16 protein-coding genes are annotated in these 26,495 nt (G+C 47.5%); 11 read left to right on the forward strand and 5 right to left on the reverse strand.

Going from position 1 to position 26,495, the window contains the following annotated elements; genetic code table 11:
* The first annotated feature begins 182 nt into the window (after positions 1-182).
* From FIU82_RS06890 to FIU82_RS06920, 7 genes are all read left to right on the forward strand, one after another.
* Positions 183-5,021 (forward strand): NAD-glutamate dehydrogenase, encoded by a 4,839-nt coding sequence (locus FIU82_RS06890; protein ID WP_022943966.1) that lies wholly within the window; start codon positions 183-185, stop codon positions 5,019-5,021.
* A 73-nt stretch (positions 5,022-5,094) separates the two neighbouring features.
* Entirely contained in the window at positions 5,095-6,105 is a 1,011-nt protein-coding gene (pyrD, locus tag FIU82_RS06895; RefSeq protein ID WP_022943965.1) for a quinone-dependent dihydroorotate dehydrogenase, read from the forward strand.
* Between the two features lie 130 nt (positions 6,106-6,235).
* The gene (locus FIU82_RS06900; RefSeq protein WP_022943964.1) at positions 6,236-6,763 is read left to right on the forward strand and encodes a cell division protein ZapC domain-containing protein; all 528 of its coding nucleotides are present in this window, start codon (positions 6,236-6,238) and stop codon (positions 6,761-6,763) included.
* A 53-nt stretch (positions 6,764-6,816) separates the two neighbouring features.
* On the forward strand, positions 6,817-8,937 hold the full coding sequence (gene rlmKL / locus FIU82_RS06905) for a bifunctional 23S rRNA (guanine(2069)-N(7))-methyltransferase RlmK/23S rRNA (guanine(2445)-N(2))-methyltransferase RlmL (protein WP_152440678.1): 2,121 nt from the start codon (positions 6,817-6,819) through the stop codon (positions 8,935-8,937).
* Positions 8,912-9,178, forward strand: coding sequence for a glutaredoxin family protein (locus tag FIU82_RS06910; protein ID WP_152440679.1), 267 nt, complete (start codon positions 8,912-8,914; stop codon positions 9,176-9,178). Before rlmKL ends, FIU82_RS06910 begins: the two co-directional genes overlap by 26 nt.
* Positions 9,165-11,081, forward strand: a complete 1,917-nt coding sequence (locus FIU82_RS06915) for an ABC transporter ATP-binding protein (protein ID WP_138547216.1) — start codon at positions 9,165-9,167, stop codon at positions 11,079-11,081. The genes FIU82_RS06910 and FIU82_RS06915 overlap by 14 nt, the downstream gene beginning before the upstream one ends.
* 11 nt (positions 11,082-11,092) lie before the next feature.
* Complete coding sequence (locus FIU82_RS06920) at positions 11,093-12,844, forward strand: DUF3466 family protein (RefSeq protein ID WP_138508391.1); 1,752 nt, start codon at positions 11,093-11,095, stop codon at positions 12,842-12,844.
* A 55-nt stretch (positions 12,845-12,899) separates the two neighbouring features.
* On the opposite strand, the gene FIU82_RS06925 is transcribed toward FIU82_RS06920, so the two are convergent.
* Complete coding sequence (locus FIU82_RS06925) at positions 12,900-15,341, reverse strand: TonB-dependent receptor (protein ID WP_152440680.1); 2,442 nt, start codon at positions 15,339-15,341, stop codon at positions 12,900-12,902.
* 151 nt (positions 15,342-15,492) lie between these two features.
* On the opposite strand from FIU82_RS06925, the gene FIU82_RS06930 reads away from it, so the two are divergent.
* Positions 15,493-16,017, forward strand: a complete 525-nt coding sequence (locus FIU82_RS06930) for a YaeQ family protein (RefSeq protein WP_138508393.1) — start codon at positions 15,493-15,495, stop codon at positions 16,015-16,017.
* Here FIU82_RS06930 and yfaE read toward each other — a convergent pair.
* From yfaE to ubiG, 4 genes are all read right to left on the reverse strand, one after another.
* Positions 16,014-16,262, reverse strand: coding sequence for a class I ribonucleotide reductase maintenance protein YfaE (yfaE, locus tag FIU82_RS06935; RefSeq protein ID WP_239384271.1), 249 nt, complete (start codon positions 16,260-16,262; stop codon positions 16,014-16,016). The two genes, FIU82_RS06930 and yfaE, sit on opposite strands and share 4 nt — an antisense overlap.
* A 56-nt stretch (positions 16,263-16,318) precedes the next feature.
* A complete protein-coding gene (nrdB, locus tag FIU82_RS06940; protein WP_022943828.1) occupies positions 16,319-17,449 on the reverse strand; it encodes a class Ia ribonucleoside-diphosphate reductase subunit beta in 1,131 nt (376 codons plus the stop codon).
* Positions 17,450-17,518: 69 nt separating this feature from the next.
* Positions 17,519-19,804, reverse strand: a complete 2,286-nt coding sequence (gene nrdA, locus FIU82_RS06945) for a class 1a ribonucleoside-diphosphate reductase subunit alpha (RefSeq protein ID WP_045978728.1) — start codon at positions 19,802-19,804, stop codon at positions 17,519-17,521.
* A 517-nt stretch (positions 19,805-20,321) separates the two neighbouring features.
* Positions 20,322-21,032 carry a bifunctional 2-polyprenyl-6-hydroxyphenol methylase/3-demethylubiquinol 3-O-methyltransferase UbiG gene (gene ubiG, locus FIU82_RS06950; protein WP_151172837.1) on the reverse strand — a complete coding sequence of 237 codons (711 nt, stop codon included), beginning with the start codon at positions 21,030-21,032 and terminating at the stop codon, positions 20,322-20,324.
* 188 nt (positions 21,033-21,220) lie between these two features.
* Here ubiG and gyrA point away from each other — a divergent pair, with 188 nt between their 5' ends.
* The 3 genes from gyrA (at position 21,221) to aroA (ending at position 26,385) form a co-directional block, all read left to right on the forward strand.
* Entirely contained in the window at positions 21,221-23,893 is a 2,673-nt protein-coding gene (gyrA, locus tag FIU82_RS06955) for a DNA gyrase subunit A (RefSeq protein WP_022943832.1), read from the forward strand.
* A gap of 129 nt (positions 23,894-24,022) precedes the next feature.
* Entirely contained in the window at positions 24,023-25,105 is a 1,083-nt protein-coding gene (gene serC / locus FIU82_RS06960) for a 3-phosphoserine/phosphohydroxythreonine transaminase (RefSeq protein WP_152441472.1), read from the forward strand.
* Complete coding sequence (gene aroA / locus FIU82_RS06965; protein WP_152440683.1) at positions 25,105-26,385, forward strand: 3-phosphoshikimate 1-carboxyvinyltransferase; 1,281 nt, start codon at positions 25,105-25,107, stop codon at positions 26,383-26,385. The genes serC and aroA overlap by 1 nt, the downstream gene beginning before the upstream one ends.
* Positions 26,386-26,495: the final 110 nt, after the last annotated feature.

Consider the following 26,495-nt stretch of genomic DNA (forward strand, 5'->3'; position numbering starts at 1 on the left):
ACAGAAATGGCCTTAACCGGCCATTTCTATCTATATTTTGTGAATAGAATGCCAACATGCTGAAATCATTGGTCTGATTTCATCGAAAAGGCTTTTTATTAGCTGTAAAAGCGTTAGAATTTAACTGACTCCACGCTATTCAGTCACCCGTTCACAAGGCGGTATAGATTAAGGAACACACAATGACACAAAATGATGGTCACGCTTCCGTTATTCTTAATAACGTCAGCAAGCTTATTCAAAGCAAAGTTCACGCAGACAAAGTGTCACTGGTCGACAAATTCGCCAAGGCGCTTTATCGCAACATGTCGAATGAAGATCTGACACACCGAAACGACAGTGACCTCTACGGCGCAGCGTTGAGCCTTTGGAACTCGTTAGAGAGTAAAAAAGGCGATGATGCTGTTATCCGCGTATTCAATCCCGAAGTTGCTAAGCACGGCTGGCAGTCCTCGCATACCATTGTCGAGATCATTGCTAAAGATATGCCGTTTCTCGTTGACTCCGTTCGCATGGCACTTAACCGCGCGAACATCGCTTCTCACTTATTACTGCATACGCCATTAAAAATTCAGCGCGATAAAGATGGCACTATTACTAATCTCTCAAACTTAAAAGCGGAACAAGAGTCGAGCTCGACCAAAACCGTGTTCTTTATTGAAATCGATCGCCAGACCGATGACGCGGAAATTAAAGCGTTTAAAGAAGAGCTTGATTCTGTGCTTAATGATGTGTCGGTGGCTGTTGAAGATTGGCAACCCATTCGTCAGCAGTTGCTGGATGTGATTAACGATCTCCCTAAGCGTCCACACAATGTCGATAAAACCGAATTGAACGAAACGGTTGAATTTCTAGAGTGGCTGGCCAGCGATAACTTTACCTTGATGGGCTATCGTCAATACGAACTTAAGCCGGTAAAAGGTGATCATCAGCTCAGCGGTGTGAAAGGCACAAGTCTAGGGTTAATGAAGAACTCTGACGAAGAGCAAGTGCGGTTACTTTCTAATATGCCAGAAATCGCACGCAAAGAAGCACGCAGCAATAATTTGTTGGTATTAACGAAAACCAACTCGGTATCGCGAGTGCATCGCCCTGCACACATTGATTACATCGGTGTAAAGCGCTTTGATAAAGACGGCAACGTTATTGGCGAGGATCGCTTTATTGGCTTGTTCTCATCCAGTTTCTACAACAACAGTGCGGCCGATGTACCCGTGTTAAAGTCGAAAATTCGTCGTGTTCTAGAGATGAGCGACTTTGCCGAGGGCACCCACGCCTACAAAGCGGTCCTTAATATTCTCGAAACCTATCCTCGTGATGAGCTAGTACAAGCCCGCGAACAAGAGCTACTGGATGTGGCCATGGGGGTTTTACATATTCAAGAGCGCGACATGTGCCGCCTGTTTGTGCGCAAAGACACTTACGGACGCTTTTTCTCGTGCATGGTGTATGTGCCACGTGAGCGTTATAACACTGCACTGCGCCGTGAAACGCAGCAAATTCTTGCTGATGCCTTTGGCTCCGATGAGAAAGTCAGCTTTACCACCTATTTCTCCGAGTCCAGCCTTGCTCGTACCCACTATATTGTGCGAGTCAACAACAGTGACGTAGATTACGACGTGAAAGAAATCGAAAATAATTTAGTAGAAGCAGCCCGTACTTGGGAAGACAAACTACAATCAGCGCTATTAGGCAGCAATGGCGAAGCGCGCGGTAATGAATTAAACCGTAAATATGCCAACGCCTTCGCCAGCTCATACAAAGACCAAGTGTTGCCAAGTGCCGCAGTGGTTGATATTGAAAAACTTGAGCTGCTCAATGACGACAACAAACTAGAGATGTTGTTCTACCGCCCACAAGAAGAAGTGAGCTCGAATATTGTTCGGTTGTCGTTATTCCACAAAGACGAGCCTATCCATTTGTCTGACGTGATGCCGATGTTAGAAAACTTTGGCTTACGCGTTATCGGTGAAACGCCGTATGCGGTAAAAACCTCTGACGGCCAAGTGAACTGGATTATGGACTTCTCAATGTTGCTCGACAACAAAGAGATCGCTGACTTTGACAAAGTATCTGCGCGTTTCCAAAAAGCGCTCACCGATGTATGGAATAACCGCCTGGAAAACGACGGCTTTAACCGTTTAGTGCTCAATGGTGGCTTAACGGGCCGCGAAGCCTCGATTTTGCGTGCTTATGCCAAGTACATGCGCCAAATCGGAGTGACGTTCTCGCAGACTTACATTGAAAGCACCTTCGCTAACTACCCAGATATTGCGACACAAATCGTGAAGCTGTTTGCGAAAAAGTTCTCAGTGAAAGCACCAGGCAGCGAAAAAGCCTTGGAGAAGCTCGTTGCTCAGGTGTATGAATCGCTCGAGAACGTTGCCAACCTTGATGATGACCGCATCATTCGCTTGTACGTTGATATGATCAACGCCACGCTGCGCACTAACTATTATCAGAAAGACGACACCGGCGTATTCAAGTCGTATATCTCTTTCAAGGTCAAGCCAAGCTTGATTCCAGAGATGCCATTGCCACTGCCGGCGTTTGAAATTTTTGTCTACTCACCACGTGTTGAAGGTGTTCACCTTCGCGGCGGTAAAGTAGCGCGCGGCGGATTGCGTTGGTCAGACCGTCGTGAAGATTTCCGTACCGAGGTTTTGGGCCTTGTAAAAGCGCAGCAGGTTAAGAACACCGTTATTGTGCCTGTTGGCTCAAAGGGTGGTTTTGTTTGTAAGCAACTGCCTAGTGAGCGTGAAGCCTTCTTTAAAGAAGGGCAAGAGTGCTACAAAATCTTTATCCGTGGTTTGCTTGATATCACCGATAACATCGTACATGGCGACATTGTTCCACCAGAGAATGTCACACGTCATGACGAAGATGACCCGTACTTAGTGGTCGCCGCCGATAAAGGCACCGCCACCTTCTCTGATATTGCCAACGGGATCGCTGGCGAATATGACTTCTGGCTAGGTGATGCCTTTGCTTCCGGTGGCTCGATTGGTTATGACCACAAGAAGATGGGGATTACCGCAAAAGGCGCGTGGGAGTCTGTTAAACGTCATTTCCGCGAAATTGGTATTGATTGCCAGAACAACGATTTCACTGCGGTTGCCATCGGTGATATGGCTGGTGACGTATTCGGCAACGGCATGTTGCTCTCGAAGCATACCCGTCTGCAGGCGGCTTTTAACCACATGCATATTTTCATCGACCCGAACCCTGATGCTGCAACATCTTGGGACGAGCGTAAGCGCTTGTTTGAATTACCGCGCTCGAGCTGGGAAGACTATAACAGTGAACTCATCTCCAAAGGCGGTGGTATCTTTGCCCGCAGTGCTAAGTCGATTACCTTAACGCCTGAAATCAAGAAGATGGTGGGTACTAAGAAAGCGGCGATGACGCCTAATGAGCTAATCAAAGCGCTCCTGAAGATGCCAGTCGACTTGTTGTGGAATGGCGGTATTGGCACCTATGTCAAGGCTAAGTCTGAGACAGACTCAGATGTTGGCGACCGTGCAAATGATGCATTGCGTATCAACGGCGGTGAACTGGGTGCGAAAATCTTCGGTGAGGGCGGTAACTTAGGCGCTACTCAACTTGGTCGTATTGAATTTGCGGCCAAAGGTGGGCGTATTAATACCGACTTTATCGATAACGTGGGCGGTGTGGCGTGTTCTGATAACGAAGTGAACATCAAGATCCTACTGAACTCTTTAGTGGGTGAAGGAGAGCTCACTAAAAAGCAACGTGACGAGCTGTTGTACGCGATGACCGATGAAGTGTCAGAGCTAGTACTACAAGATTGTTATCGTCAGACTCATACTATCTCAGTGACGCAATCTAAGGGCGCATCGACATTAAAAGAGAAGATCCGCTTTATCCACGCGCTTGAAAAAGACGGTAAGCTCGATCGTGCTATTGAGTTCTTACCTACTGACGAAGAGCTTGCTGAGCGCGCAGCTGCGGGTAAAGACTTGACTCGTCCAGAGCTGTCAGTGTTGGTGTCCTATGCGAAAATGGTGCTCAAAGAGACCTTAGTCACCGACGAGATCACTGAGAACCCGTACTACCGTCAGCTGCTGGTTCAGTCGTTCCCTGTACCACTGCGTGAGCGGTTCAATTCAGCCATGGATAACCACCCGTTGCGTGGCGAAATTATTGCTACTAAGTTGGCCAATAACATCGTCAACGACATGGGCTTAAACTTCATGGTGCGTATGCACGAAGAAACGGGCGCATCAGACGCTGAAATCGCCTTATGTTACTCCATTGCTCGCGAGATTTTCGATATGCCGCAGACCTGGTCGGAAATCGAAGCGCTCGACAATAAGATAGATGCTGAAGTGCAAACAGAAATGCTGTATCAGCTACGTCGTACTGTACGTCGAGTAACACGTTGGTTCTTACGTCACCGTAATAAAGCATGGACTATTGAGCAAACCATCGCTCATTTTGCGCCTTGTTTTAAAGACTTGACGGATAACTTACACAGCTACATGGTAAGTGATGAGAGCGAGCAAATCCGCGAAAACGCCAAGAGCCTGGCCGATCAAGGCGTACCTGCTCAATTGGCGATGCGTATTGTGTCACTATCGAGCTTGTTCTCCACCATGGACTTGGCCGAAGTGGCCGCGCAAACCGAGCGCAACACAGCCTTGGTGTCAAACACCTACTTCAAGCTGGGTGCGCGCATGGGCTTGCACTGGTTCTTAACGCAAATCACTCATCAGCCAGTGCAAAACCATTGGCAAGCCTTGGCGCGTGCATCTTATCGCGAAGAGCTCGATTGGCAGCAACGCACATTAACTGATGTGGTACTGCGTAGCTTCGATGACAAAGAGCAAGATGTGGATGCGCAAATTGACGCGTGGATGGAAGCAAATAATGCTGTATTGCATCGCTGGCAACAAATGCTTAGCGAATTTAAAACTTCGCAAAGCCATGACTTTGCTAAGTTCTCAGTAGCACTACGGGAATTGATGTTGCTTGCACACAACTGTGATCAACGGGCGTAAGCGCCGCTGTTAAAAAGCAGTAAAACTCTGTAGAATACCCCAGCTTTTGTCTGGGGTATTTTTTGGGGGTTCCATGTTTTATGATTTAGCGCGTCGGTTTATGTTCACTAAAGACGCTGAGTGGGCGCATGACTTCGCATTGTCTAATTTAAGCCGCTATGCCAACACGCCCTTATCCATGGCGTGGTCCCAATCAGTTCCAGACAAACCGGTTAATTTCCTTGGCCTTGAATTTAAAAACCCCGTGGGGTTGGCGGCTGGATTAGATAAAAATGCCGAATGCATTGAAGCCTTTGCTCAGATGGGGTTTGGTTTTATTGAGGTGGGTACGGTAACTCCGCGACCTCAGCAAGGAAATGACAAGCCGCGCATTTTCCGTTTGCCAGAGCAACATGCGGTGATCAACCGTATGGGGTTCAACAACAAAGGCGTTGATAACTTAGTGGCGAATGTCAAAGCCGCCAATTATGATGGCATCTTAGGGATCAACATAGGTAAAAACAAAGACACGCCTAATGAGCAGGGCAAGGACGACTATATCCATTGTATGCGTAAAGTCTTTGAACATGCCTCGTATATAACCGTTAACATTTCTTCGCCAAATACCCCAGGGCTGCGTGACTTGCAATACGGCGAAGCGCTCGATGACTTGTTATCGAGTTTGAAAAATGAACAGCTAGACTTGGCAGCCAAACACCATAAACAAGTCCCGATGCTGGTCAAGGTTGCACCGGATTTAGACAGTGTTCAAGTCGAGCAGGTCACCCAATCGTTATTGAACAACCACATTGACGGGGTGATTGCGACTAATACCACCTTAGAGCGCAGCGCTGTCGCGGGTTTGCAATATGCCGATGAGGCTGGCGGCCTATCAGGACGCCCGGTGCGGGCTAAGTCTCTAGAAGTTATTAAAGAGATCAAACGGTTATCGCAAGGGCGGTTACCTATTATCGGTGTCGGTGGCATAGACAGTGCCGAAGCCGCCAAGGAAAAGCTTGATGGCGGTGCTGATCTACTGCAAGTGTATACCGGCTTTATCTATGAAGGCCCAGCTTTAGTGAAAAGGATCGTTCGCGCCTTATAAGGATCAGTTATGTTAGTGTTTGATCCCTCATAAAATATTCTTAGAATCTATTTTACATGGGATCAACTAACGCTATAATCCAAAGTTATAAGGTAGGTGTACAAAGGCTTTTACGGATTTAGAGGGCAACATGTTACAGGCACAACGACATTGGCAATGGCAAATTTCGAGTGAGCAAAATCGCTTAGTGCTCGATATGGGAGAGATGCAGTTTTGCACGCCCTATAAGCTGCGCCAGCTGACGGATGAAGCCTTGAGTGAGCCCCAATTTAACCTCCTTGACGCCGACTTTTATAAGCAAGTGGGCGAGTATCTAAGTACGTTTAATCTGTGGAGTGATGCGCAGATTTGTCAAATAGCACTTAACGCTACAGCGGTAAAACACTATCTTAAGCCTGTGCTCGCTAAAAGTTGGTTTTTTGCGCCATACACCGGCCGAGATATCAATCAAGAAGCCATTGTTAGCCTTACTTCACAGTGCCAAAGCGGCCAGTTTCTCATTGTTGATTGTGCCGATGGCGCCAGTGTTTGTTTGTGCTTGGAACCACACTTCGCACTTGATGAAAATCTTAGCCTAAAACAGTTTGAGGTTATCAAGGTACTGAACAACCGAATTCATCCTATTTTATCCGCTCAGAACCAACAAAAGCGCGCTTAACCTTCCTCGGCTATGATACAATCTCGGCGAATTTACGAGATAGGATAGTCACTTTGCAATTTGTTGCCCTTACTTCCATAGGCATTGAACAGTTACTCGAGCAAGAGCTCAGCGCGCTTGGCGCCGAAGTACAAAAACAGCGTGTTGGCGCGGTGGAGTTCAGTGCTGATAGCCTTACTGCTCAACGCATTTGTTTAACGACGCGCCTTGCTACTCGGGTCATGCTGCAATTGCAACAGGGCAGTGGTGTTGAAGACAAAACCGCGTTATATAATTTTGCCCGCTTTCAGCCTTGGCAAGAGTATTTTGGGCCGGATCAGTCTTTTGCCGTGGAGTTTAATGGCACTAACCGCCAGCTGAAAAACAGTCAGTTTGGTGGCCTTGTTATAAAAGACGCAATTTGTGATTACTTCCACGACTTATACGAGCGCCGCCCAAATGTCAGCAAAGAGCACCCTGATGTAAGGGTGGTTGCCAAACTCAACCGTGATAAGCTGACGCTGTACATTGATTATTCAGGTCCTCGTCTTTCACAGCGTGGATACCGAAGCGCTCAGGGCAAAGCTCCCTTAAAAGAAAACCTAGCGGCCGCGTTGATTATGCGCAGTGGCTGGCTAGATGACACCACGCAACCGCTGTTTGATCCCACCTGTGGCTCTGGCACCTTACTCATTGAAGCGGCGCTAATGGCAAAAAACATTGCTCCGGGTTTGCAACGTGAGCAGTTTGCCTTTGAACGTTTACCCAGTCACCGAGCGGTCAAATTTAAAGAATTAAAGCAATCGCTGCGCGATGAGATTAACGACAGCGCTAAACCTTGGCTCATTGGTCATGATATTAACCCCAACGTCATTGCCAAGGCTAAAGACAATGCTACGCGCGCCGAAGTCGCTGAGTATATCGATTTTGACACAGGTGATTTGGCCAATATGAAGGCGCCGTGTAAACGCCCCGGTGTGGTCATTGCGAACTTACCTTACGGTGAACGCTTGGGATCGATGGCCGAAATTTTGGCCCTGTACCGCCAGCTGGGGCATCAACTCAAACAGGGCTTTTGCCACTGGCGCAGCGCTTTGCTAGTGAGTGATGCAGAGCTACTGAAGTTGTTTAAATTAGTTAAGCACAAGCAATACAAGTTTAAAAATGGCCCCATCGATACGGTATTGGCACTGTACGACATTACCGAAGAGCAGACCCAAGGGCATAAAGGGGATAAAACACCACTGCATTTTGAGCAGTCGGTGGCCTTTGCCAATCGCCTGAAAAAGAACCGTCAGGGTCTGAAAAAGTGGCTCAAGCAAGAGCAAATCACCGCTTATCGTATTTATGATGCCGATATTCCTGAATACAATGTCGCCGTGGATGTCTATCCAGATAGTGCGGTGATCTACGAGTATGCTGCGCCAAAGAACATCGATGAGAGCGTCGCCCAGAAACGTCTGCAGGATGTATTAATGTTAACCTGTGAGACGCTGTCGCTGGCGCCAGCTAATGTTGCCTTGAAAGTGCGACAGCGGCAAAAAGGTGACAGTCAATACCAAGCGCAAGCGAATCAAGGTCGCACCCAAGTGATTAGCGAGTATGGCGCGCTGTTTGAGGTGAATTTATATGACTATCTTGATACCGGTATTTTCCTCGATCACCGTTTGGCGCGTAAGTACATTCGTGATATCGCCAAAGATCAACGGGTGCTGAACCTATTTGCCTATACAGGCACAGCCTCGGTGCAAGCGGCGCTGGGCGGAGCTAAATCAGTGACCACCGTGGATATGTCGAAAACCTATCTGCAATGGGCGCAGCGTAACTTCGCATTGAATAAATTAAAGAGCCCGCGCTATCGTTTTGAGCATGGCAATTGTTTAGAGTGGGTAAAACGTACGCGCGGTGAGTACGATGTTATTTTTCTCGACCCGCCAACCTTTTCAAACTCAAAACGCATGAAGGAAAGCTTTGATGTACAGCGTGACCATGTCAGCCTATTGGTAGACACAGCTAAGTTATTGGCAAAAAATGGCACCTTAGTGTTTTCGAACAATAAACGTGGTTTTAAGATGGACGAAGACGCACTGGCTTTACAAGGCTTGGTTGTTGAAAATATCACTGAGCAGACGCAGTCTGCAGATTTTGCCCGTAACAAACATATTCACAATGCCTGGATCATTCGCCGTGGCTAAGGTGGTGTTATATCACACCGAAGGGTGTCACCTGTGCGAGCAAGCGCAAGTAATGTTGGCGCAGCATCCACAAGTGAGTGCTATTGAATTGCGTGACATCATCGATGATCCCGAGTGGCTTAGCGCCTACCAAGTGCGTATTCCCGTTATGGCGTTGGCACATCGACCCGAGGCCGAGCTGGGATGGCCTTTTGACCAGCAGGCAATCAATCAATTGATAGAGCAGTATGGACCTTATTAGAATAACAAACGGCCAGTTGGCCTATGGAACTCATCCGTTACTTGACGGTGCCAATGCCGTTATCGAGCAGGGCGAGCGTGTGTGTGTCGTTGGCCGTAACGGCGCCGGAAAATCGACTTTTTTAAAAGTCCTTAGCGGTGATGTAATCCTTGATGATGGTGACATTAATCAGGTAGGTGAGCTTAAAATCGCGCGCCTAGAGCAAGATCCGCCCCGTGATAGTGAGGGCAGCGTATTCGACTATGTGGCCGATGGCCTGCCCACCGTTGCTAAATTACTTAAAGAGTTTCATGCCTTAAACGCACAGCTTGCTGAGCATGCCGATGATGAAAAAGCATTGTCGCGTCTGGCAAGTATTTCTGCCGATATCGAAGCCCAAGATGGCTGGCGATTTGATTCCAAAATTAAGCTCGTACTGGGGCAATTAGAATTAGATGCAGACGCGCAATTAGCCACTCTTTCAGGAGGGTGGTTGCGTAAAGTGGCATTGGCGAAAGCCCTGGTTGGTGAACCCGATTTACTGCTATTGGATGAGCCCACCAACCACCTTGATGTCGCATCGGTTAAGTGGTTAGAGCAATTTTTGAAAGAGTTTAAAGGTGCGATTATCTTTATTTCGCATGACCGTGCCTTTATCCGCGCCTTAGCCACCCGCATTCTCGATTTGGACCGTGGCCAGTTGGTCTCATACCCAGGGGATTATGCAACTTACCTAGAGCGCAAAGCTCACGATTTAAAAGTGCAAGAACAGCAAAACGCCGAGTTTGATAAAAAGCTGGCAGAAGAAGAGGCGTGGATCCGCCAAGGCATTAAGGCGCGACGGACCCGTAATGAAGGCCGCGTACGCGCGCTTAAAGCACTGCGACAAGAACGTAAACAACGGGTAGAGCAAGTCGGCAAAGTTGATTTAAATATTGAAACCGCAGCACGTTCAGGCAAGTTAGTTGCCGAGGCCAAGCATTTATGCCATGCCTTTGGTGACAAAGTGATAGTTGATGACTTTTCCACGTTATTGATGCGTGGTGACCGTGTTGGCCTCGTCGGCCCTAATGGGGTCGGCAAAACGACCTTGTTGAAGCTACTATTTGGGCAGTTGCAAAGCACCAAAGGACAACTTAAACAGGGCGTTAATTTAGAAATAGCTTATTTTGACCAATACCGTGCCAAGCTTGATGAAGAGGCAAGCGTGCAAGACAACGTCGCGGACGGTAAGCAGGAAGTCAATGTAGGCGGGCGCTCACGCCATGTCCTGGGTTACTTGCAAGACTTTCTATTCCCCCCTAAGCGCGCTCGCACGCCAGTGAAGGCGCTCTCTGGGGGAGAAAAGAACCGCCTGTTACTAGCGAAAATTTTCTTGCAGCCATCGAATGTATTGGTACTCGATGAGCCGACTAACGACCTTGATATTGAAACACTCGAGCTATTAGAAGATATTGTTAACCAATATCAAGGCACGGTGTTGATTGTTAGTCACGACCGGGAGTTTATCGATAACACCTGTTCCAGCGTATGGGGATTTGACGGCAATGGTAAAATCACCGAAGTGGTGGGCGGTTACAGCGATTATGAAGCTTATCGCGCCCAGCAGTTGGCGGCACTAGAGGCGCAGCGTAAAGCCAGTGCCGAGGCCGAACAGCAACAAGCGCAGAGCAAAACGAGCAAGCCTAAATCCAGTAATAAGCTGTCTTATAAGCATAAGCGCGAACTCGAAACCTTACCTGAGCAGGTGGAACAGTTTGAGCAAGCTATTGACACATTGCAACAAGAGGTCAATAGTAGTGACTTTTTTAAGCAAGATAACGAAACTACCAGCGCTAAATTGAACCAATTGGCCGAGCTTGAGTCGAAGCTTGAAGCTGCGTTCGCCCGTTGGGAAGAACTCGAAGAATTACAAAATCAGTAGTAGGGAAGAACATGAAAAAATCCTTAGTCGCATTGAGCATTCTTACCGGCTTGAGCGCCCATGTCCATGGTGCCGTTTATCAGGTGGAGGAGCTGAGTACCTTAGATATTGCGAAACACCATTACGTTACTGATGCTAATAATAATGGCGAGGTTATTGGCCAAGCTCGTGGTGTATACAATCTTCCAATCGATGTTAGTTACATAGACTTTAGCGATAGCCAGATCACCAACGCATACGATGATTGGGAGCGTAGTCAGTTCGAAGCCATTGATAAAGAAATTACCTTTACCTTGGACGATATCGAAGCAGGTAACCTCAATGCTGATGCGCATCGTTTTATGCTCAGCTTCCTATCAACATCTAGTGTTAACAGCGATGCCAACTGGCAGAAAATTGCTGATAGCGTGGCTGTAAACTTTACACCGAGCCCAGCAACAGAGCAGGTGTTATTAGACGAGCAAAGCGATCATTACGACGGTTTGACGCGCAGCGTCGCCAACTTATATAACGCTATCAGTGAAGATGGAGTGCGCGCAGGGTGGTCATCAGCACCTTATGAACAAATAGAATTCACGCCGAGTGGCGATGATGAGGCGCAAACCTATTTTGTGCGCGATTTTCGCTCTCGCGGGGTGGTTGTAGGTGTCGATGGCACGGTAGTCACCTTGCCAGTGATCAGCGATTTATACGGCGGTCAAGGGACAGCGAATGATATCGTTATGCGCCCTGATGGCGGTTACTATGTGGTTGGTGACAGCTCAACTGGGGTGCCTGAAGATCGCCAAGATAACTATGACGATCGCTGCGACGGTGAAGATGAGCCGGTTGCGGTGTGCGTTTGGGAAATCGAAAATCGCAGCGCCAGCAATACCCGCAACGGTTTGTATGACCGCCGAGCCACGTTGTGGACCTTGGATGCAGATTTAAATGTGGTTGATACAAAGAACCTTGGTTTAGGGTTGAGCATTGAAGAAGACGAAAACAGTGCATTCGTCTCTACGGCGTTGGCCGTTAATGCACAAGGAATTGCCGTTGGTTATTCACATATCCGTGATAATAACAACGATAATCGCATTAATACCCTGCCAGCCCTGTTTAAAGATGGTGAAGTACTAGAAATCATCGACCAAGAAGATGATTGGTACTCTGGTAAGGCAACGGCGATTACTGATAATGGCATCGTCACCGGCTACGCCACCAAAAACATCGAAGGGCGACGCACGACCAAGTTCTTCTACCATAACATTGAAACGGGCACCACAGTGTTCCCGACAGACTACTTTACCAGTTCAAGCTCAGTGGGCCGTGACATAAACGAGCAGGGCGTCATTGTCGGCGAAGGTGAAGTCGATGTTGTTAACTCAGGCAGTCGTCGTCGTGAAGGCTTCATCTACACCTTAGGTGATGACAAAATCGCTAATATTAATGATTTATTGCCGTGCTATGACGTTGATGGTGAAAGCAATTATCCGTATACCTTCGCTGAAGCAACGGCCATTGATGATGACAACATCATTTATGGTGTTGCTACTAAAACCGAACCTAAGTTGAATTCTTTCGGTGAAGTGGAGGTCGATAGTGATGGTGAGACGCTATACGAGAGTGTAGCCAAACCAGTGAAACTCACTCCTATCGCCGGCGGTGAGGTTGAAGAGTGCCCACCTGAGGCTGCAGAAACCTACGAGCGTCAAAGCGGAAGTCTAGGTTGGCTCGCCTTATTGGCGTTACCGCTGCTAGGCTGGCGCCGTAAACACGGTTAAGGTTACAAACATAAAAAAAGCCCGCAAATGCGGGCTTTTTTTATGTCTAACCGAATTAGAAGTAAGCGCGAATACCGAGACGCAGATTACGCCCAGGTAACGGAGCTTGCTCTTTTATAAAGGAGCTATGAACAAAGCCAAGCTCATCAGTCAGGTTATTTAATTGCATGTAAGCCACGCCATCAAACGACCCCACGGCGAAGTTATAGTCAACGGTGAAGTCAACTAAGGTATAAGCGTCGGTGACCGTTTCTGAGGCGGCAGTATCATCTTGTTCAAGATAGTGCGTGGCCTTAAGTGCTAAGTCCCAATTTTGTAGGGTGTAATCAAGCTGGGTACCAAGCTTGGCGGCAGGAATACGAGGAATATACTCACCGTTATCGAGTTTTGCGCTGACCGAGTCGGCAAAGCCCTTAATACGCCATTGCTGGCTAATTTGGTAGTGCATATCTAACTCGAAGCCATAAAGTTCGGCGTCTTGAGACTGATATTGATACACTGTCATGGCGTCTTCATCGCCAAGCTGTGCAGCAATGAAGCCTTCATCATGCTCATATACCAAGCCAGTATCTTGTTGGTAATAGAAGTTTTCAACGTCGTTATAGAACACACTTAGGTTAACGCCAAAATCACCGATGTATTTACGCCAGCTGACATCAATGTTGTTTGCCACTTCTTGTTGCACATTTTGGCCGTTAAAGTGCGCCTCACCGTCTTCTATATCATAAGCAAGACCTAACTCGTACGTTGATGTTGCGATATGCTCACCATTAGATAGCAGCTCAGCCGTTAGTGGAGCACGCTCAGAATGAGATAAACTGACAGCTAAACTGTAACCTTCTTGGTACTGCCAAATCCCACCTAATGAAAAGCTCATGTTTGTCTCATCATACTCGTAAGCGATAAGCTCTGGGTCTTCGAGGTGCTCATCATGATGCTCTTGTTCATGGTCATGACTGTCATGTTCATCTTCATGATCTGATGTACCAGCTATATCGCTAGACAAACTGTAATCTTCGACGCGAGCACCAAGCTCTAATGTCCAGTCACCAAATTCACGCTCTTCCAGCAAGTACAGGGCGTGTACTTGCGTTTCTGTCGCAGGTGTAAAGGCTTCGGCACCCGAAGCTGCATAGTCAGAGTCAGTGTAGTGATAGCCCAATGTACCGTGCCATTGACCAACGCGATGCTTGGCATTGATGCGTGCTTCATGGGTGGTATTTTCGAATAAGGTACCGATTGTCTGCTCTTCCACTTCAGCGTGTCGGTAATCTGTGTAACCTGCGCGAACGCTCAGTGTTTCTATGATACTGTCGTGGAATGAGTAACTTGCTAACGCTTGCCAGCGGTCTTGCTCAACGCGCGCAAATACATTGTGGGCTTGCTCTTCGCCGGCATGTTCATCGTGACCGTCATGCTCATCCTCGTGTCCATGATCTTCATGGCCATGTTCATCGTGTCCGTGCTCTTCATGATCGTGATGGTCATGAGAGTGGGCTGGAATTCCGTAGTCGCTCTCAATACGGCCATAAGACAAACCAAGGGTCCAATGATCGGCAACGTAACTGGTGCCTAAATTAACCGTGGCACTATCGATAAAGGTATTATCCACTTTATCGTGAGGCTCTAATTCGCCCTCATGCTCTTGGGTGTAAAAACGTGGAGTCTCATAATCATGACCAACACGGTCAGTGCCATCGACATGGACATTAAAGCCATCGTGACCCGCTGCAAATTTACCCGCATAGGTGTTGGTAGTCGATACGGTATCATGGCTGTATTCAGCCGCTCCTTCGTAACCCTCAATACGATCGGTGGGGATACGGTTATCAACGACGTTCACTACACCACCGATAGCACCAGAGCCATACAACAACGTAGCTGGGCCACGAAGTACTTCTATTTGCTCAGCAGCAATAGACTCGGTGGTCACAGCATGATCCGGACCGACGCGAGAGGCATCACTGCTGTCTAAACCATTTTGAGTGATCTTTACACGTGGGCCATCTAAACCACGAATGATAGGGCTCGATGAAACAGGGCCGAAATAACTGGCGTTAATGCCTGGGATCCCTTTGAGGGTCTCACCCAATGTTGGTTGCGCGCTATCACGCAGTGCATCGCCGCTCAGTACAGATACTGGCGATACCATGTCGAGGTTATTTTTATCCAGTCCCGAAGCGTAAACAACAACGGTTTCAATTGCGGAGGGGGTAAGGTTGACTTGAACCGTTTGGTCTTGCTCATTGACCGCCACGCGCTTATCAATATAGTCGTCTTTACTGAAATGTAGCTCGCCCGCTGAATCTAGGGTGATTGAGAACTCACCATTGGCATTGGTACGAACGCTTTGCTGTTTACCATGGTAGTGGACAATAACGTTTTCGATGGGTTGCTGTTGAGGGTCGATAACGGTTCCGGTCACAGTGCCCGCGAGCGCATTGGGCGCACTCAGTAGCGCGGCAATAGTGAGAGAAAGAGGCGCAGGTTTGAACATAAGAATACTTCCAGTTACTGACATTGGCTATAATATAACATTAGCAAATCAATAAACTCAACAATGTTATACTATAACCTCGAGTTTATTCGTTGTTACTCAGCGCCTTGCTCTATACTTACTAAGTATCATGGATCAGGAAGCGGGACTTATGAGCGATAAAGGAAGGGTGTTTAAAGCACACTTTACAATTAATGATAACGTTCATCACTGCCAATTGAATGAGCATTTTACAACCGCGCGGCGAGATAACGAATCCCTACACCACTTTATCCTACGACTGCTTGGATTTTGCTTATTTGCTTATCGCCATGACCTTACGTTATGTGACGCCCGTGAAAAACCACAGCGTGATGTTTATGCCAAAAATGATTTCGATGATTATGAGCTGGTTATCGAAGTGTTCACAGGTGATATTAAGGTCTTAAATAAGCTGTATCGCGAGGCTCAACAATTGTATGTGATCACCGTACTGCCAGTTGATAGTGAGCTACAGCACTGGTTACTAGCACATCAGCGAGTTGAGCTAATTGCTATCGAAAACGCTTTTATTGAGCGCCTAGAGGCCATGTTGGCGCGCTCTTTGGCATGGCATGTGAGTGTTGACAGTGATGAAATCAGTATTACTGCCAACGAGGTATTTGTTCGTTCAGCACTGCAGGTGAGTTGGTTCTAGTCGTCAAAACTTATTGTAATGTCACCTTCAGGGGTGGAGCAACACAGTAATATTTCACCATCACGAATAAAAGCAAGCGGCTCGTGGCGATACACCACGCTGCCTTGACATAGCTTGGCTCGACAAGCGCCGCAAAACCCTTCACGGCATTGATATGGCGCATCGACACCTTGGCTTTCTAGGCTATGCAACAAGCTGGGGCTCTGCTCTGGGTGAAGCAGGGCTTGGCCATTAAGTGTGATTATAGCGGGTTTGTTAGACACGATGAGGAAAAGTAGGGGCCAAAGGGGCCCCGCTTATATTAAAGGTCAAAGTCACCAAAGTCGTTAGCATCCACTTGCGAATCGATTTGGCCAACTAAGTAAGAGCTGATTTCCGCTTCCTGCGGAGCAACTTGCACGTTATCAGATACCAACCAAGCATTGATCCATGGGATCGGATTGCTTTGAGTTTCAAATTGAGTTGGCAAGCCCACCGCGCTCATACGCACATTGGTAATGTACTCAACGTACTGACAGAGAATGTCTTTGTTGAGCCCTATCATAGAGCCATCTTTGAAGAGATATTCAGCCCACTCTTTTTCTTGTTGCGCTGCATCGACAAACATCGCAATGGCTTGTTCGCGGCACTCGGCTGCTACCTCTGCCATTTGCGGGTCGTCCTTACCTTCTTGCATAATATTGAGCATGTGCTGCGTGCCAGAGAGGTGCAAGGCTTCATCACGTGCAATAAGCTTAATGATTTTCGCATTGCCTTCCATCAGTTCACGCTCTGCAAACGCAAACGAGCATGCAAACGACACATAGAAGCGAATGGCTTCGAGAATATTCACCGACATCATCGCTAAATACAAACGTTTCTTAAGCTCGTAAAGACTCACATCGATGACATCGCCGTTGACGGTGTGCTGACCTTCGCCGTACAGGTTATAAATTGATGTTAAGTGGATTAAGTCATCATAGTAACGAGTCACCGCGTCGGCACGTTCATTAATTTTGTCATTGGTGACAATGTCATCAAAAATAAGCTCAGGGGATTGCGTTACATTGCGAATGATATGAGTGTATGAGCGACTGTGAATGGTCTCACTGAACGCCCATGTTTCTATCCAGGTTTCCAACTCGGGCAGTGACACGATAGGTAGCAAGGCAACGTTGGGTGAGCGCCCTTGAACACTGTCTAGCAGGGTTTGGTATTTCAGGTTACTCAAGAAAATGTGACGTTCATGATCGGGCAATGATTGAAAATCAACACGGTCTTTGCTGACATCCACTTCTTCCGGGCGCCAAAAGAAAGACAGTTGCTTTTCAATTAACTTCTCAAAAATAGGGTACTTCTGCTGGTCGTAACGTGACACATTCACCGTTTGCCCAAAAAACATCGGTTCTTTTAATTGGTCGTTATGATTACGGCTAAAAGTGGTGTATGACATAGTCGTGGGGTCTCAATCTACTTGGTAGAACAACAAAGGAATGCGGCTGTACACAGCCGCATGCTGTAATTATATTTTACACGCGCCGCCTTCACAGCCGTCATCGGCTTGTTCTGGCTTAAGCTCGTCTTGCGAGTCAGCTGCACCATCACGAGTGTTATGGTAGTACAACGTTTTGACACCAAGCTTGTACGCGGTCAATAAGTCTTTAAGCAGTAACTTCATAGGTACTTTACCGCCTTCGAACTTGTTTGGATCATAGTTGGTATTGGCTGAAATCGTTTGGTCAACGAACTTCTGCATAATGCCAACAAGTTGCAGGTAGCCATCGTTAGAAGGGATATCCCAAAGTAACTCGTACTGCTCTTTCAAACGCTCATATTCAGGCACTACCTGCTTCAAAATACCGTCTTTGGATGCTTTAACGCTGATGTGCCCACGCGGTGGCTCGATGCCGTTCGTGGCATTAGAAATTTGCGATGATGTCTCTGAAGGCATTAACGCTGAAAGCGTCGAGTTACGCATACCATGGGTTTTAATGCTTTCGCGTAGTCCATCCCAATCAAGGTGCAACGGCTCGTCACATACACTATCGAGATCCTTCTTATAAGTATCGATAGGCATAACGCCTTGAGCATAGGTTGTTTCGTTAAACTTAGGACAAGCGCCTTTTTCTTTCGCTAACTCATTTGACGCTTTCATTAAGTAATATTGAATCGCCTCAAAAGTTTTGTGTGTTAGCGCGTTGGCACTGCCATCGGAATAACGTTTGCCATTTTTAGCTAAGTAATAGGCAAAGTTAATGACGCCAATACCCAAAGTACGGCGGCCCATGGTGGCGTTATACGCAGCAGGAACTGGGTACTCTTGGTAATCCAACAGGCTATCAAGGGCGCGGACACCTAGTTCGGCCAGCTCTTCGAGCTCGTCGAGTGAATTGATAGCACCGAGGTTAAATGCCGATAGCGTACACAAGGCAATTTCGCCTTCTTCGTCCATAACATTATTCATCGGTTTAGTCGGCAGCGCGATTTCTAAACATAAATTAGATTGACGAATAGGCGCGACTTTAGCATCAAACGGGCTGTGAGTATTACAGTGATCCACGTTTTGCAGATAGATGCGCCCAGTGCTGGCACGCTCTTGCAAAAACATCGAAAACAGCTCAATGGCCTTGATACGTTTTTTGCGAATACTGTCGTCTTGTTCGTACTGCACATAAAGCTGTTCGAACTTTTCTTGGTCTTCGAAAAAGGCATCGTACAAGCCTGGCACATCCGATGGACTGAATAAGGTAATGTGGCCGTCTTTAATGAGTCGGGTATACATCAGCTTATTAAACTGCACACCATAATCTAGATGGCGTACCCGGTTGTCATCGACACCTCGGTTATTCTTCAAGACCAGCAGATTTTCCACTTCCAAGTGCCACAGTGGGTAGAAGAGTGTGGCTGCGCCGCCGCGCACCCCACCTTGAGAGCAGCTTTTTACTGCCGTTTGGAAGTGCTTATAAAATGGGATACAACCTGTATGGTAGGCTTCACCGTTACGGATTGGGCTGCCTAGGGCACGAATGCGTCCGGCGTTAATACCAATACCGGCACGCTGTGATACGTATTTAACGATTGCAGAAGAAGTCGCGTTAATGGAATCTAGGCTATCGTCACACTCAATCAGTACGCATGAGCTAAATTGACGAGTCGGTGTGCGCACACCCGACATAATCGGTGTTGGCAACGAAATTTTGAATGTAGAAACGGCATCGTAAAAGCGCTTAACATAGTCAAGACGCGTTTCTTTTGGGTATTCAGAGAATAAGCTGGCAGCCACTAATACATATAAAAATTGCGCGCTCTCGTAAATGTCGCCAGTAACACGGTTTTGGACTAGGTATTTACCTTCCAACTGCTTTACTGCGGCGTAGCTGAAGTTTAAGTCTCGGCTATGATCAATAAAGGCATCCATTTGCTCGAACTCAGACTGAGTGTAATCAGTGAGTAAATGTTGATCGTAGCGTTTATCTTCAACGAGCTTAACTACGTGGTCATACAGCTTCGGTGGCTCAAATTGGCCATAAGCTTTCTTTCTTAGATGAAAGATGGCAAGGCGAGCTGCCAAAAACTGATAGTCAGGAGTGTCTTTTGAGATCAGATCTGCTGCTGACTTAATGATTGTCTCATGAATGTCTTCGGTGCGGATACCGTCATAGAACTGAATATGGGACTTAAGTTCAACTTGTGAGACAGATACATTATTCAGACCTTCTGCCGCCCAAGTAATAACGCGATGGATTTTATCTAAATCCAGCGCTTCCTTACGTCCGTCGCGTTTACTAACAGATAGCTGTTGGTTCATAGTTATTGCCCGTATTTATAATTAGTTGTCTTAGCGCACGGCTGAGAAATACGTGTTGCCGCCCGTATTTACACCAGCGGATGTTACTTTACTGCCAGGATAGTGCTTCGCTATCACCTATTTATGAGTACAGCAGATTAAAGCACGGCCTAATTGGCCAAGATTTAAACACTATATATGGTGTTTTCATCACAGCGACTCACAAGATAGTGGGGTAGCGATGCTTTTGCAAGAGGCGCATACCTTGACAATCTGTGGATAACTACAAGGGGTTAGTGATCGTTAACCTTATAGCATTTTTAAAGCTGTATTTAGATGAAAATCAACGCCAAAAAAACAATTTAAACGAAATTTTTGTACCGATAGCGACTGATTTTTTTATCATCAATACGCTTAAATTGTATTCGTGACGATCATTTCAAATCACTATATCTGGTGTTCAAAAATTAACAAGCCACCAGATATAGTGTATTCGTCATCCGCGAATTTGCCAATACAATACGCGGATCATTTTCGATCACAGTAATTTTTCGAAGTGCAATATATAGTTAACGCTAACGTCGTTGTTAAGGGTAAATTGTTTTGTCAGCGGGTTATAACTTAAGCCGGCGCTGTGACGCACTTTGAGCCCTTGTTGCTCAGCCCATGCTATAAGTTGCGAGGGGCGAATAAACTTACTATGGTCGTGCGTGCCTTCAGGAACCATTTTTAGCACCTTCTCCGCTCCCAGTATTGCCAGCAAATAGGCTTTAGTGGTTTTATTGAGCGTAGAGAAATACACGTTTGCTCCTGGTTTAGCGAGGCGGGCGGCGGCGGCAATAACCGACTCGGGTTCAGGCACATGCTCAAGCATTTCCATACAAGTGACCACATCAAACTGTTCACTGTGGTGTTCGCTAAATGCTTCGGCAGTGCTTAACTGATAATCCACTTTTACCCCAGACTCCAGCGCGTGCAGCTTCGCTACATTGAGTGGCTCTTGGCCCATATCAATTCCCGTGACTTGGGCGCCGAGCTTGGCCATGCTTTCAGCTAAAATTCCACCTCCGCAGCCTATATCTACGGCCTGCTTTTGCGCCAGCCCTTGTGCGTGCTGGGCGATGAAATCCAGTCGCAGAGGGTTGATATCGTGTAGTGGTTTGAATTCGCCGTCGAAATCCCACCAACGTTCGGCAATGGCCTCAAATTTGGCTATCTCGCTGTGGTCTACATTTTGATGTTCGGTCATATAAAACTTCCTCGTGTTTATGAGGCCATTATACGGGGGGATTTTCGCAAATCGCAAAGATTTAGCGCCTGTAAAATCAAAAATAATGTGATAGCATGAACGCAGATAATAACGACAAATGACAGTCGCTGATTCTCCTTCACTTTGTTGGGGACGGAGGCTGTCAATGAAGAAGGAAAGTGGAATCAATGACTGATCTCGCCAACGAAGTCCTTCCGGTTAATATTGAAGATGAGTTAAAAAATTCCTACCTCGATTACGCTATGAGTGTAATTGTAGGGCGTGCGCTTCCCGATGTGCGTGACGGGCTTAAGCCTGTTCACCGTCGTGTGTTGTTTGCCATGAATGAACTCCGCAATGACTGGAATAAACCCTATAAGAAATCGGCTCGTGTAGTCGGTGATGTAATCGGTAAATACCACCCCCATGGCGACAGTGCAGTGTACGACACCATCGTTCGTATGGCACAGCCATTCTCCTTGCGTTACATGCTTGTTGATGGTCAAGGTAACTTTGGCTCGGTAGATGGTGACTCAGCGGCAGCGATGCGTTACACCGAAGTACGTATGGCGAAGCTATCACAAGAGCTACTGGCTGATTTAGAAAAAGAAACTGTAGACTTTGTGCCGAACTACGACGGCACCGAGCAAATCCCAGATGTGTTGCCGACCAAAGTGCCTAACTTACTCGTCAATGGTTCTTCGGGTATTGCCGTCGGTATGGCGACTAACATACCGCCGCATAACCTCACCGAAGTGATCAATGGTTGTTTGGCGCTTATTAAAGAGCCGGAAACCACGATTGAAGAGTTGATGGACTACATTCCTGGTCCTGATTTCCCTACTGCAGCTATTATCAATGGCAAAAAGGGCATTGAGCAGGCCTATAAAACCGGTCGTGGTAAGATTTATATCCGCGCTCGTGCCGATGTCGAAGTGGATGAAAAAACCGGGCGCGAAACCATTGTTGTCCATGAAATCCCGTACCAGGTTAACAAAGCGCGCTTGATTGAAAAAATCGCCGAACTGGTTAAAGACAAGAAGATTGAGGGGATCAGTGCGCTGCGTGATGAGTCTGATAAAGACGGTATGCGCATTGTTATCGAGGTAAAACGCGGTGAAGTCGGCGAAGTTATCCTCAATAACCTGTATGCACAAACGCAAATGCAAACAGTGTTTGGCATGAATATGGTTGCCCTAGATGGCAATCAGCCACGTTGTTTCAACCTCAAAGAGATGCTTGAAGCCTTTATTCTTCATCGTCGTGAAGTGGTCACTCGCCGGACTGTATACGATTTACGTAAAGCCCGTGACCGTGCACACACCCTTGAAGGCCTTGCGATTGCTTTGGCGAATATCGACCCGGTCATTGAGCTGATCCGTAAGTCGCCAACACCGGCCGAGGCGAAAGAAGCGTTAGTATCTCGCCCGTGGGAGCTCGGCAACGTAAAAGCCATGCTAGAAAAAGCCGGTGATGATGCTGCGCGCCCAGACTGGCTTGCTGATGGTTTAGGTATTCGCGATGGTCAATACTATCTATCAGAGCCCCAAGCTCAGGCTATTTTGGAGCTGCGCTTACATAAGCTGACAGGCCTAGAGCACGGTAAGATCCTTGATGAATACCAAGAGCTACTTGAGCTTATCGCTGAGTTGTTACATATCCTCGGTTCACCTGAGCGTTTGATGGAAGTGATCCGTGACGAGTTAGTATTGATTAAAGACACCTATGGCGATGAGCGTCGTACTGAAATCAGTGCTGCGGCGCACGACATCAGCTTAGAAGATTTAATCAACGAAGAAGATGTGGTGGTGACCTTGTCCCATGAAGGCTATGTTAAGTACCAGCCTTTGAGTGATTATGAGGCCCAGCGTCGAGGCGGTAAGGGTAAGTCGGCAACGAAGATGAAAGATGAAGATTTCATCGAGCGCTTACTGGTCGCCAATACCCACGACACCATTTTATGCTTCTCCAGCGCAGGGCGTTTGTATTGGCTGAAAGTCTATCAGTTGCCACTTGCCAGCCGCGCAGCGCGTGGTAAGCCGATTGTTAACTTACTACCGCTCGAAGCTGATGAACGTATCACCACGATATTGCCTGTGCGTGAATACGAAGAAGACAAGTTTATTGTCATGGCGACCGCCAGCGGTGTTGTTAAGAAAACGCCACTGACGGCCTACAGCCGTCAACGCGCCAGCGGCATCATCGCGATTAACCTGAACGAAGGGGATAGCTTAATCGGTGCACGTATCACCACTGGTGAAGACGACATTATGCTATTTACCGAGCACGGCAAAGTAGTGCGTTTCAATGAGAAACAACGCGATGCTGAAACGGGTGAAGTTAAACGCGACCCTGAAACGGGCGAAGAACTGCTTGCTCTGCGTCCTATGGGTCGTACTGCGACAGGTGTTCGTGGCATCAAGATGCCAGACGACGTCAAAGTGGTATCGTTAATTGTACCGCAAGGGGATGGCGCTATCCTAACCGTGACCGAGAATGGCTATGGTAAACGCACACCATTAGAAGAGTATCCAGCTAAGAGTCGAGCGACACAAGGCGTGGTCTCAATTAAAGTGAGCGAGCGCAATGGCCCTGTAGTTGGTGCGGTGCAAGTCGATGACAATGATGAAATTATGATCATTTCTAATCGCGGCACCTTAGTACGTACTCGTGTTAATGAAGTGTCTCGCGTTGGTCGTAACACGCAGGGGGTCATTTTGATCCGCACCATTGACGGTGAGGCTGTGGTTGGGTTACAACGTATCGAAGAAATCGATGATGAAGACCTAGTCGACATAGAGCAAAATGAGGTGCCAGAAAATTCACAGGCACCCACTGCAGGCGATGACACGCCTGAGTAAATCTCTTAGTATATGAAAGCGGCTTCGGCCGCTTTTTTTATTTGTTGATAATACCTTTCGAGCACTTAATCGTGGTGCATAGCGTCCTAGGTGTTATCCATGCGCATATGGAATGAGGAAATAGAAGTAATGAGCGTATACAACTTTTGTGCAGGCCCTGCCATGTTGCCACCCGAGGTTATGAAAAAGGCACAGAGTGAATTTTTAGATTGGCAAAATCTTGGAGTCTCGGTGATGGAAGTGAGTCACCGAGCTGAACCGTTTTTAACCATGGCGCAACAGTGTGAGGCGCGGTTGCGCCGGTTAATGAACATTAGCGATGACTTTGCCGTGCTCTTTATGCATGGTGGCGGTCGTGGTCAATTTGCCGCTGTGCCAATGAATCTGCATTTGGACGATGCACCAGCGGTGTATGTTAATACCGGTATTTGGTCTGACGGCGCGGCGACAGAAGCGCGTAAGTACACCGATGTGGTTGAACTGAACGTACGTGATGACCGTGATGGTCAGTTTGGCGTAACACCGGTGGCGCAATGGCCATTGCCTGAAAAAGCCAGCTACATTCATTATTGCCCTAATGAAACCATTGATGGTGTTGAATTATTTGACGTGCCTCGCCACCCTAGTGCGCCTATCGTGGCCGATATGTCGTCGATGATTCTATCGCGGGAAATCAATGTTGATGACTTTGATGTCATTTACGCCGGTGCGCAAAAAAATATTGGTCCTTCAGGGCTTGCTATTGTGATTGTTCGTAAGACGCTGCTTGAGCGCCAAGGTTTGCCGCGCCCAGGAATACTGGATTACGCGGTGGAGGCCAAGCAAGGCAGTATGTATAACACGCCGCCGACCTTCGCTTGGTATCTGGCTGATGAAGTATTTAAATATCTCGAGCAGCACGGTGGTGTGCCAGCTATGCAGCGCCATAATAAAAATAAAGCGGCCATCTTGTATGATTACATCGATAGCTCCTCGTTTTACAATAATAAAGTGGACAAAGCCTGCCGCTCATTGATGAATGTACCATTTTGGTTGAACGACGAGCGCCATAACGAGCGCTTCTTAGCACTGTCTAAACAGGCGGGCTTACTGGCGTTAGAAGGGCATCGTTTTGTTGGCGGCATGCGTGCGAGCATCTACAACGCCATGCCCGTTGTCGGTATTGAGGCGCTAGTGACCTTTATGGATGAGTTTGCCAAGGAGCATGGGTGATGGAGTCATTACGATTAGCGCCAATCAAAGGCGTCAATGGCGAGGTCACCCTCCCAGGTTCAAAAAGTCTTTCTAACCGCATCTTATTGCTGGCAGCACTTGCACAGGGCAACACCACAGTGACCAACCTGCTCGATAGCGATGATATTCGTCATATGCTTGCAGCGCTCTCGGCCTTAGGGGTTAAGGTTGAATTGAGCGATGATAAAACACAGGCTGTGGTGCATGGGCGGGGCGGTGAACTGGATACCCCAGATGATGCCTTGTTTCTCGGTAACGCGGGCACCGCATTTCGACCTCTGACTGCGGTGCTAGCAGCAACTTCGGGCTCTTTCACACTGACAGGCGAGCCGCGCATGGAAGAGCGTCCGATTGGCCACTTGGTGGATGCGCTACAGTCACTGGGAGCCGATATTCACTACAGCAAACAGCGCCACTATCCGCCGTTGGTGATTCACGGTCAAGGACTCAGCGGGGGGGAAGTAAGCATTGATGGCAGTATTTCCAGTCAGTTTCTGACCGCTTTATTGATGGCCGCCCCGCTGTTTCAGGGGGATACCAACATCAGCATTAAAGGTGAGTTGGTTTCTAAGCCCTATATAGATATCACCCTTGGGGTGATGGCGAAATTTGGCGTCCATGTTGAACATGACAATTATCAACGCTTCTATGTCAAAGGCGGACAAACATACCAAAGCCCTGGGCGCATTATGGTTGAAGGCGACGCTTCCTCAGCATCTTATTTTGTTGCGGCGGCAGCCATTGCTGGCGGTGAAATCACCATTCATGGTGTTGGCTCGCAAAGTGTACAAGGAGATATCGGCTTTGCAAAGGTTATGCAGCAGGTGGGGGCTGACATTGATTGGTATGATACCAAGTTGGTTGTGCGCAAAGGTACACTCAAAGGCGTGGACATTGACGCCAATGCGATCCCTGATGCAGCAATGACCCTGGCAACAGTCGCACTGTTTGCAAAGGGCAAAACGGCAATTCGTAATATCTATAATTGGCGAGTCAAAGAAACCGACCGGTTACATGCAATGGCAACCGAGTTGAAGAAGTTGGGCGCTGAGGTCATAGAGGGCGAAGACTATATCGAAATCACCCCGGTAACAGAACTTAATGATGTCGCTATCGATACTTATAACGACCATCGTATCGCGATGTGCTTTTCATTGGTTGCTGTGGGCGGGTGGCCTGTCACTATTAACGACCCGAATTGCACCGCGAAAACTTTCCCTACCTATTTTGATACACTGTTACACGTCAGTCAGTACTAGCCTTTGCAGCCTGTTTACGCTTTTTCGCAAGCAGGCTGATACTTGATCTGTTACAAAACAATATTAAAAAACTACTGTAATGACGCGAATTTGCAGAAAAGTTCGCGTAT

This window comes from Pseudoalteromonas sp. THAF3 (genome assembly GCF_009363775.1).
GTDB classification, from domain to species: domain Bacteria; phylum Pseudomonadota; class Gammaproteobacteria; order Enterobacterales; family Alteromonadaceae; genus Pseudoalteromonas; species Pseudoalteromonas ruthenica.

Bases quoted from the DNA above. Each gene is read 5' to 3' on its own strand.
- FIU82_RS06890 (WP_022943966.1), top strand. From the start codon at position 183: ATGACACAAAATGATGGTCACGCTTCCGTTATTCTTAATAACGTCAGC.
- pyrD (WP_022943965.1), top strand. From the start codon at position 5,095: ATGTTTTATGATTTAGCGCGTCGGTTTATGTTCACTAAAGACGCTGAG.
- FIU82_RS06900 (WP_022943964.1), top strand. From the start codon at position 6,236: ATGTTACAGGCACAACGACATTGGCAATGGCAAATTTCGAGTGAGCAA.
- FIU82_RS06910 (WP_152440679.1), top strand. From the start codon at position 8,912: ATGCCTGGATCATTCGCCGTGGCTAAGGTGGTGTTATATCACACCGAA.
- FIU82_RS06915 (WP_138547216.1), top strand. From the start codon at position 9,165: ATGGACCTTATTAGAATAACAAACGGCCAGTTGGCCTATGGAACTCAT.
- FIU82_RS06920 (WP_138508391.1), top strand. From the start codon at position 11,093: ATGAAAAAATCCTTAGTCGCATTGAGCATTCTTACCGGCTTGAGCGCC.
- FIU82_RS06925 (WP_152440680.1), bottom strand. From the start codon at position 15,341: ATGTTCAAACCTGCGCCTCTTTCTCTCACTATTGCCGCGCTACTGAGT.
- FIU82_RS06930 (WP_138508393.1), top strand. From the start codon at position 15,493: ATGAGCGATAAAGGAAGGGTGTTTAAAGCACACTTTACAATTAATGAT.
- nrdB (WP_022943828.1), bottom strand. From the start codon at position 17,449: ATGTCATACACCACTTTTAGCCGTAATCATAACGACCAATTAAAAGAA.
- nrdA (WP_045978728.1), bottom strand. From the start codon at position 19,804: ATGAACCAACAGCTATCTGTTAGTAAACGCGACGGACGTAAGGAAGCG.
- ubiG (WP_151172837.1), bottom strand. From the start codon at position 21,032: ATGACCGAACATCAAAATGTAGACCACAGCGAGATAGCCAAATTTGAG.
- gyrA (WP_022943832.1), top strand. From the start codon at position 21,221: ATGACTGATCTCGCCAACGAAGTCCTTCCGGTTAATATTGAAGATGAG.
- serC (WP_152441472.1), top strand. From the start codon at position 24,023: ATGAGCGTATACAACTTTTGTGCAGGCCCTGCCATGTTGCCACCCGAG.
- aroA (WP_152440683.1), top strand. From the start codon at position 25,105: ATGGAGTCATTACGATTAGCGCCAATCAAAGGCGTCAATGGCGAGGTC.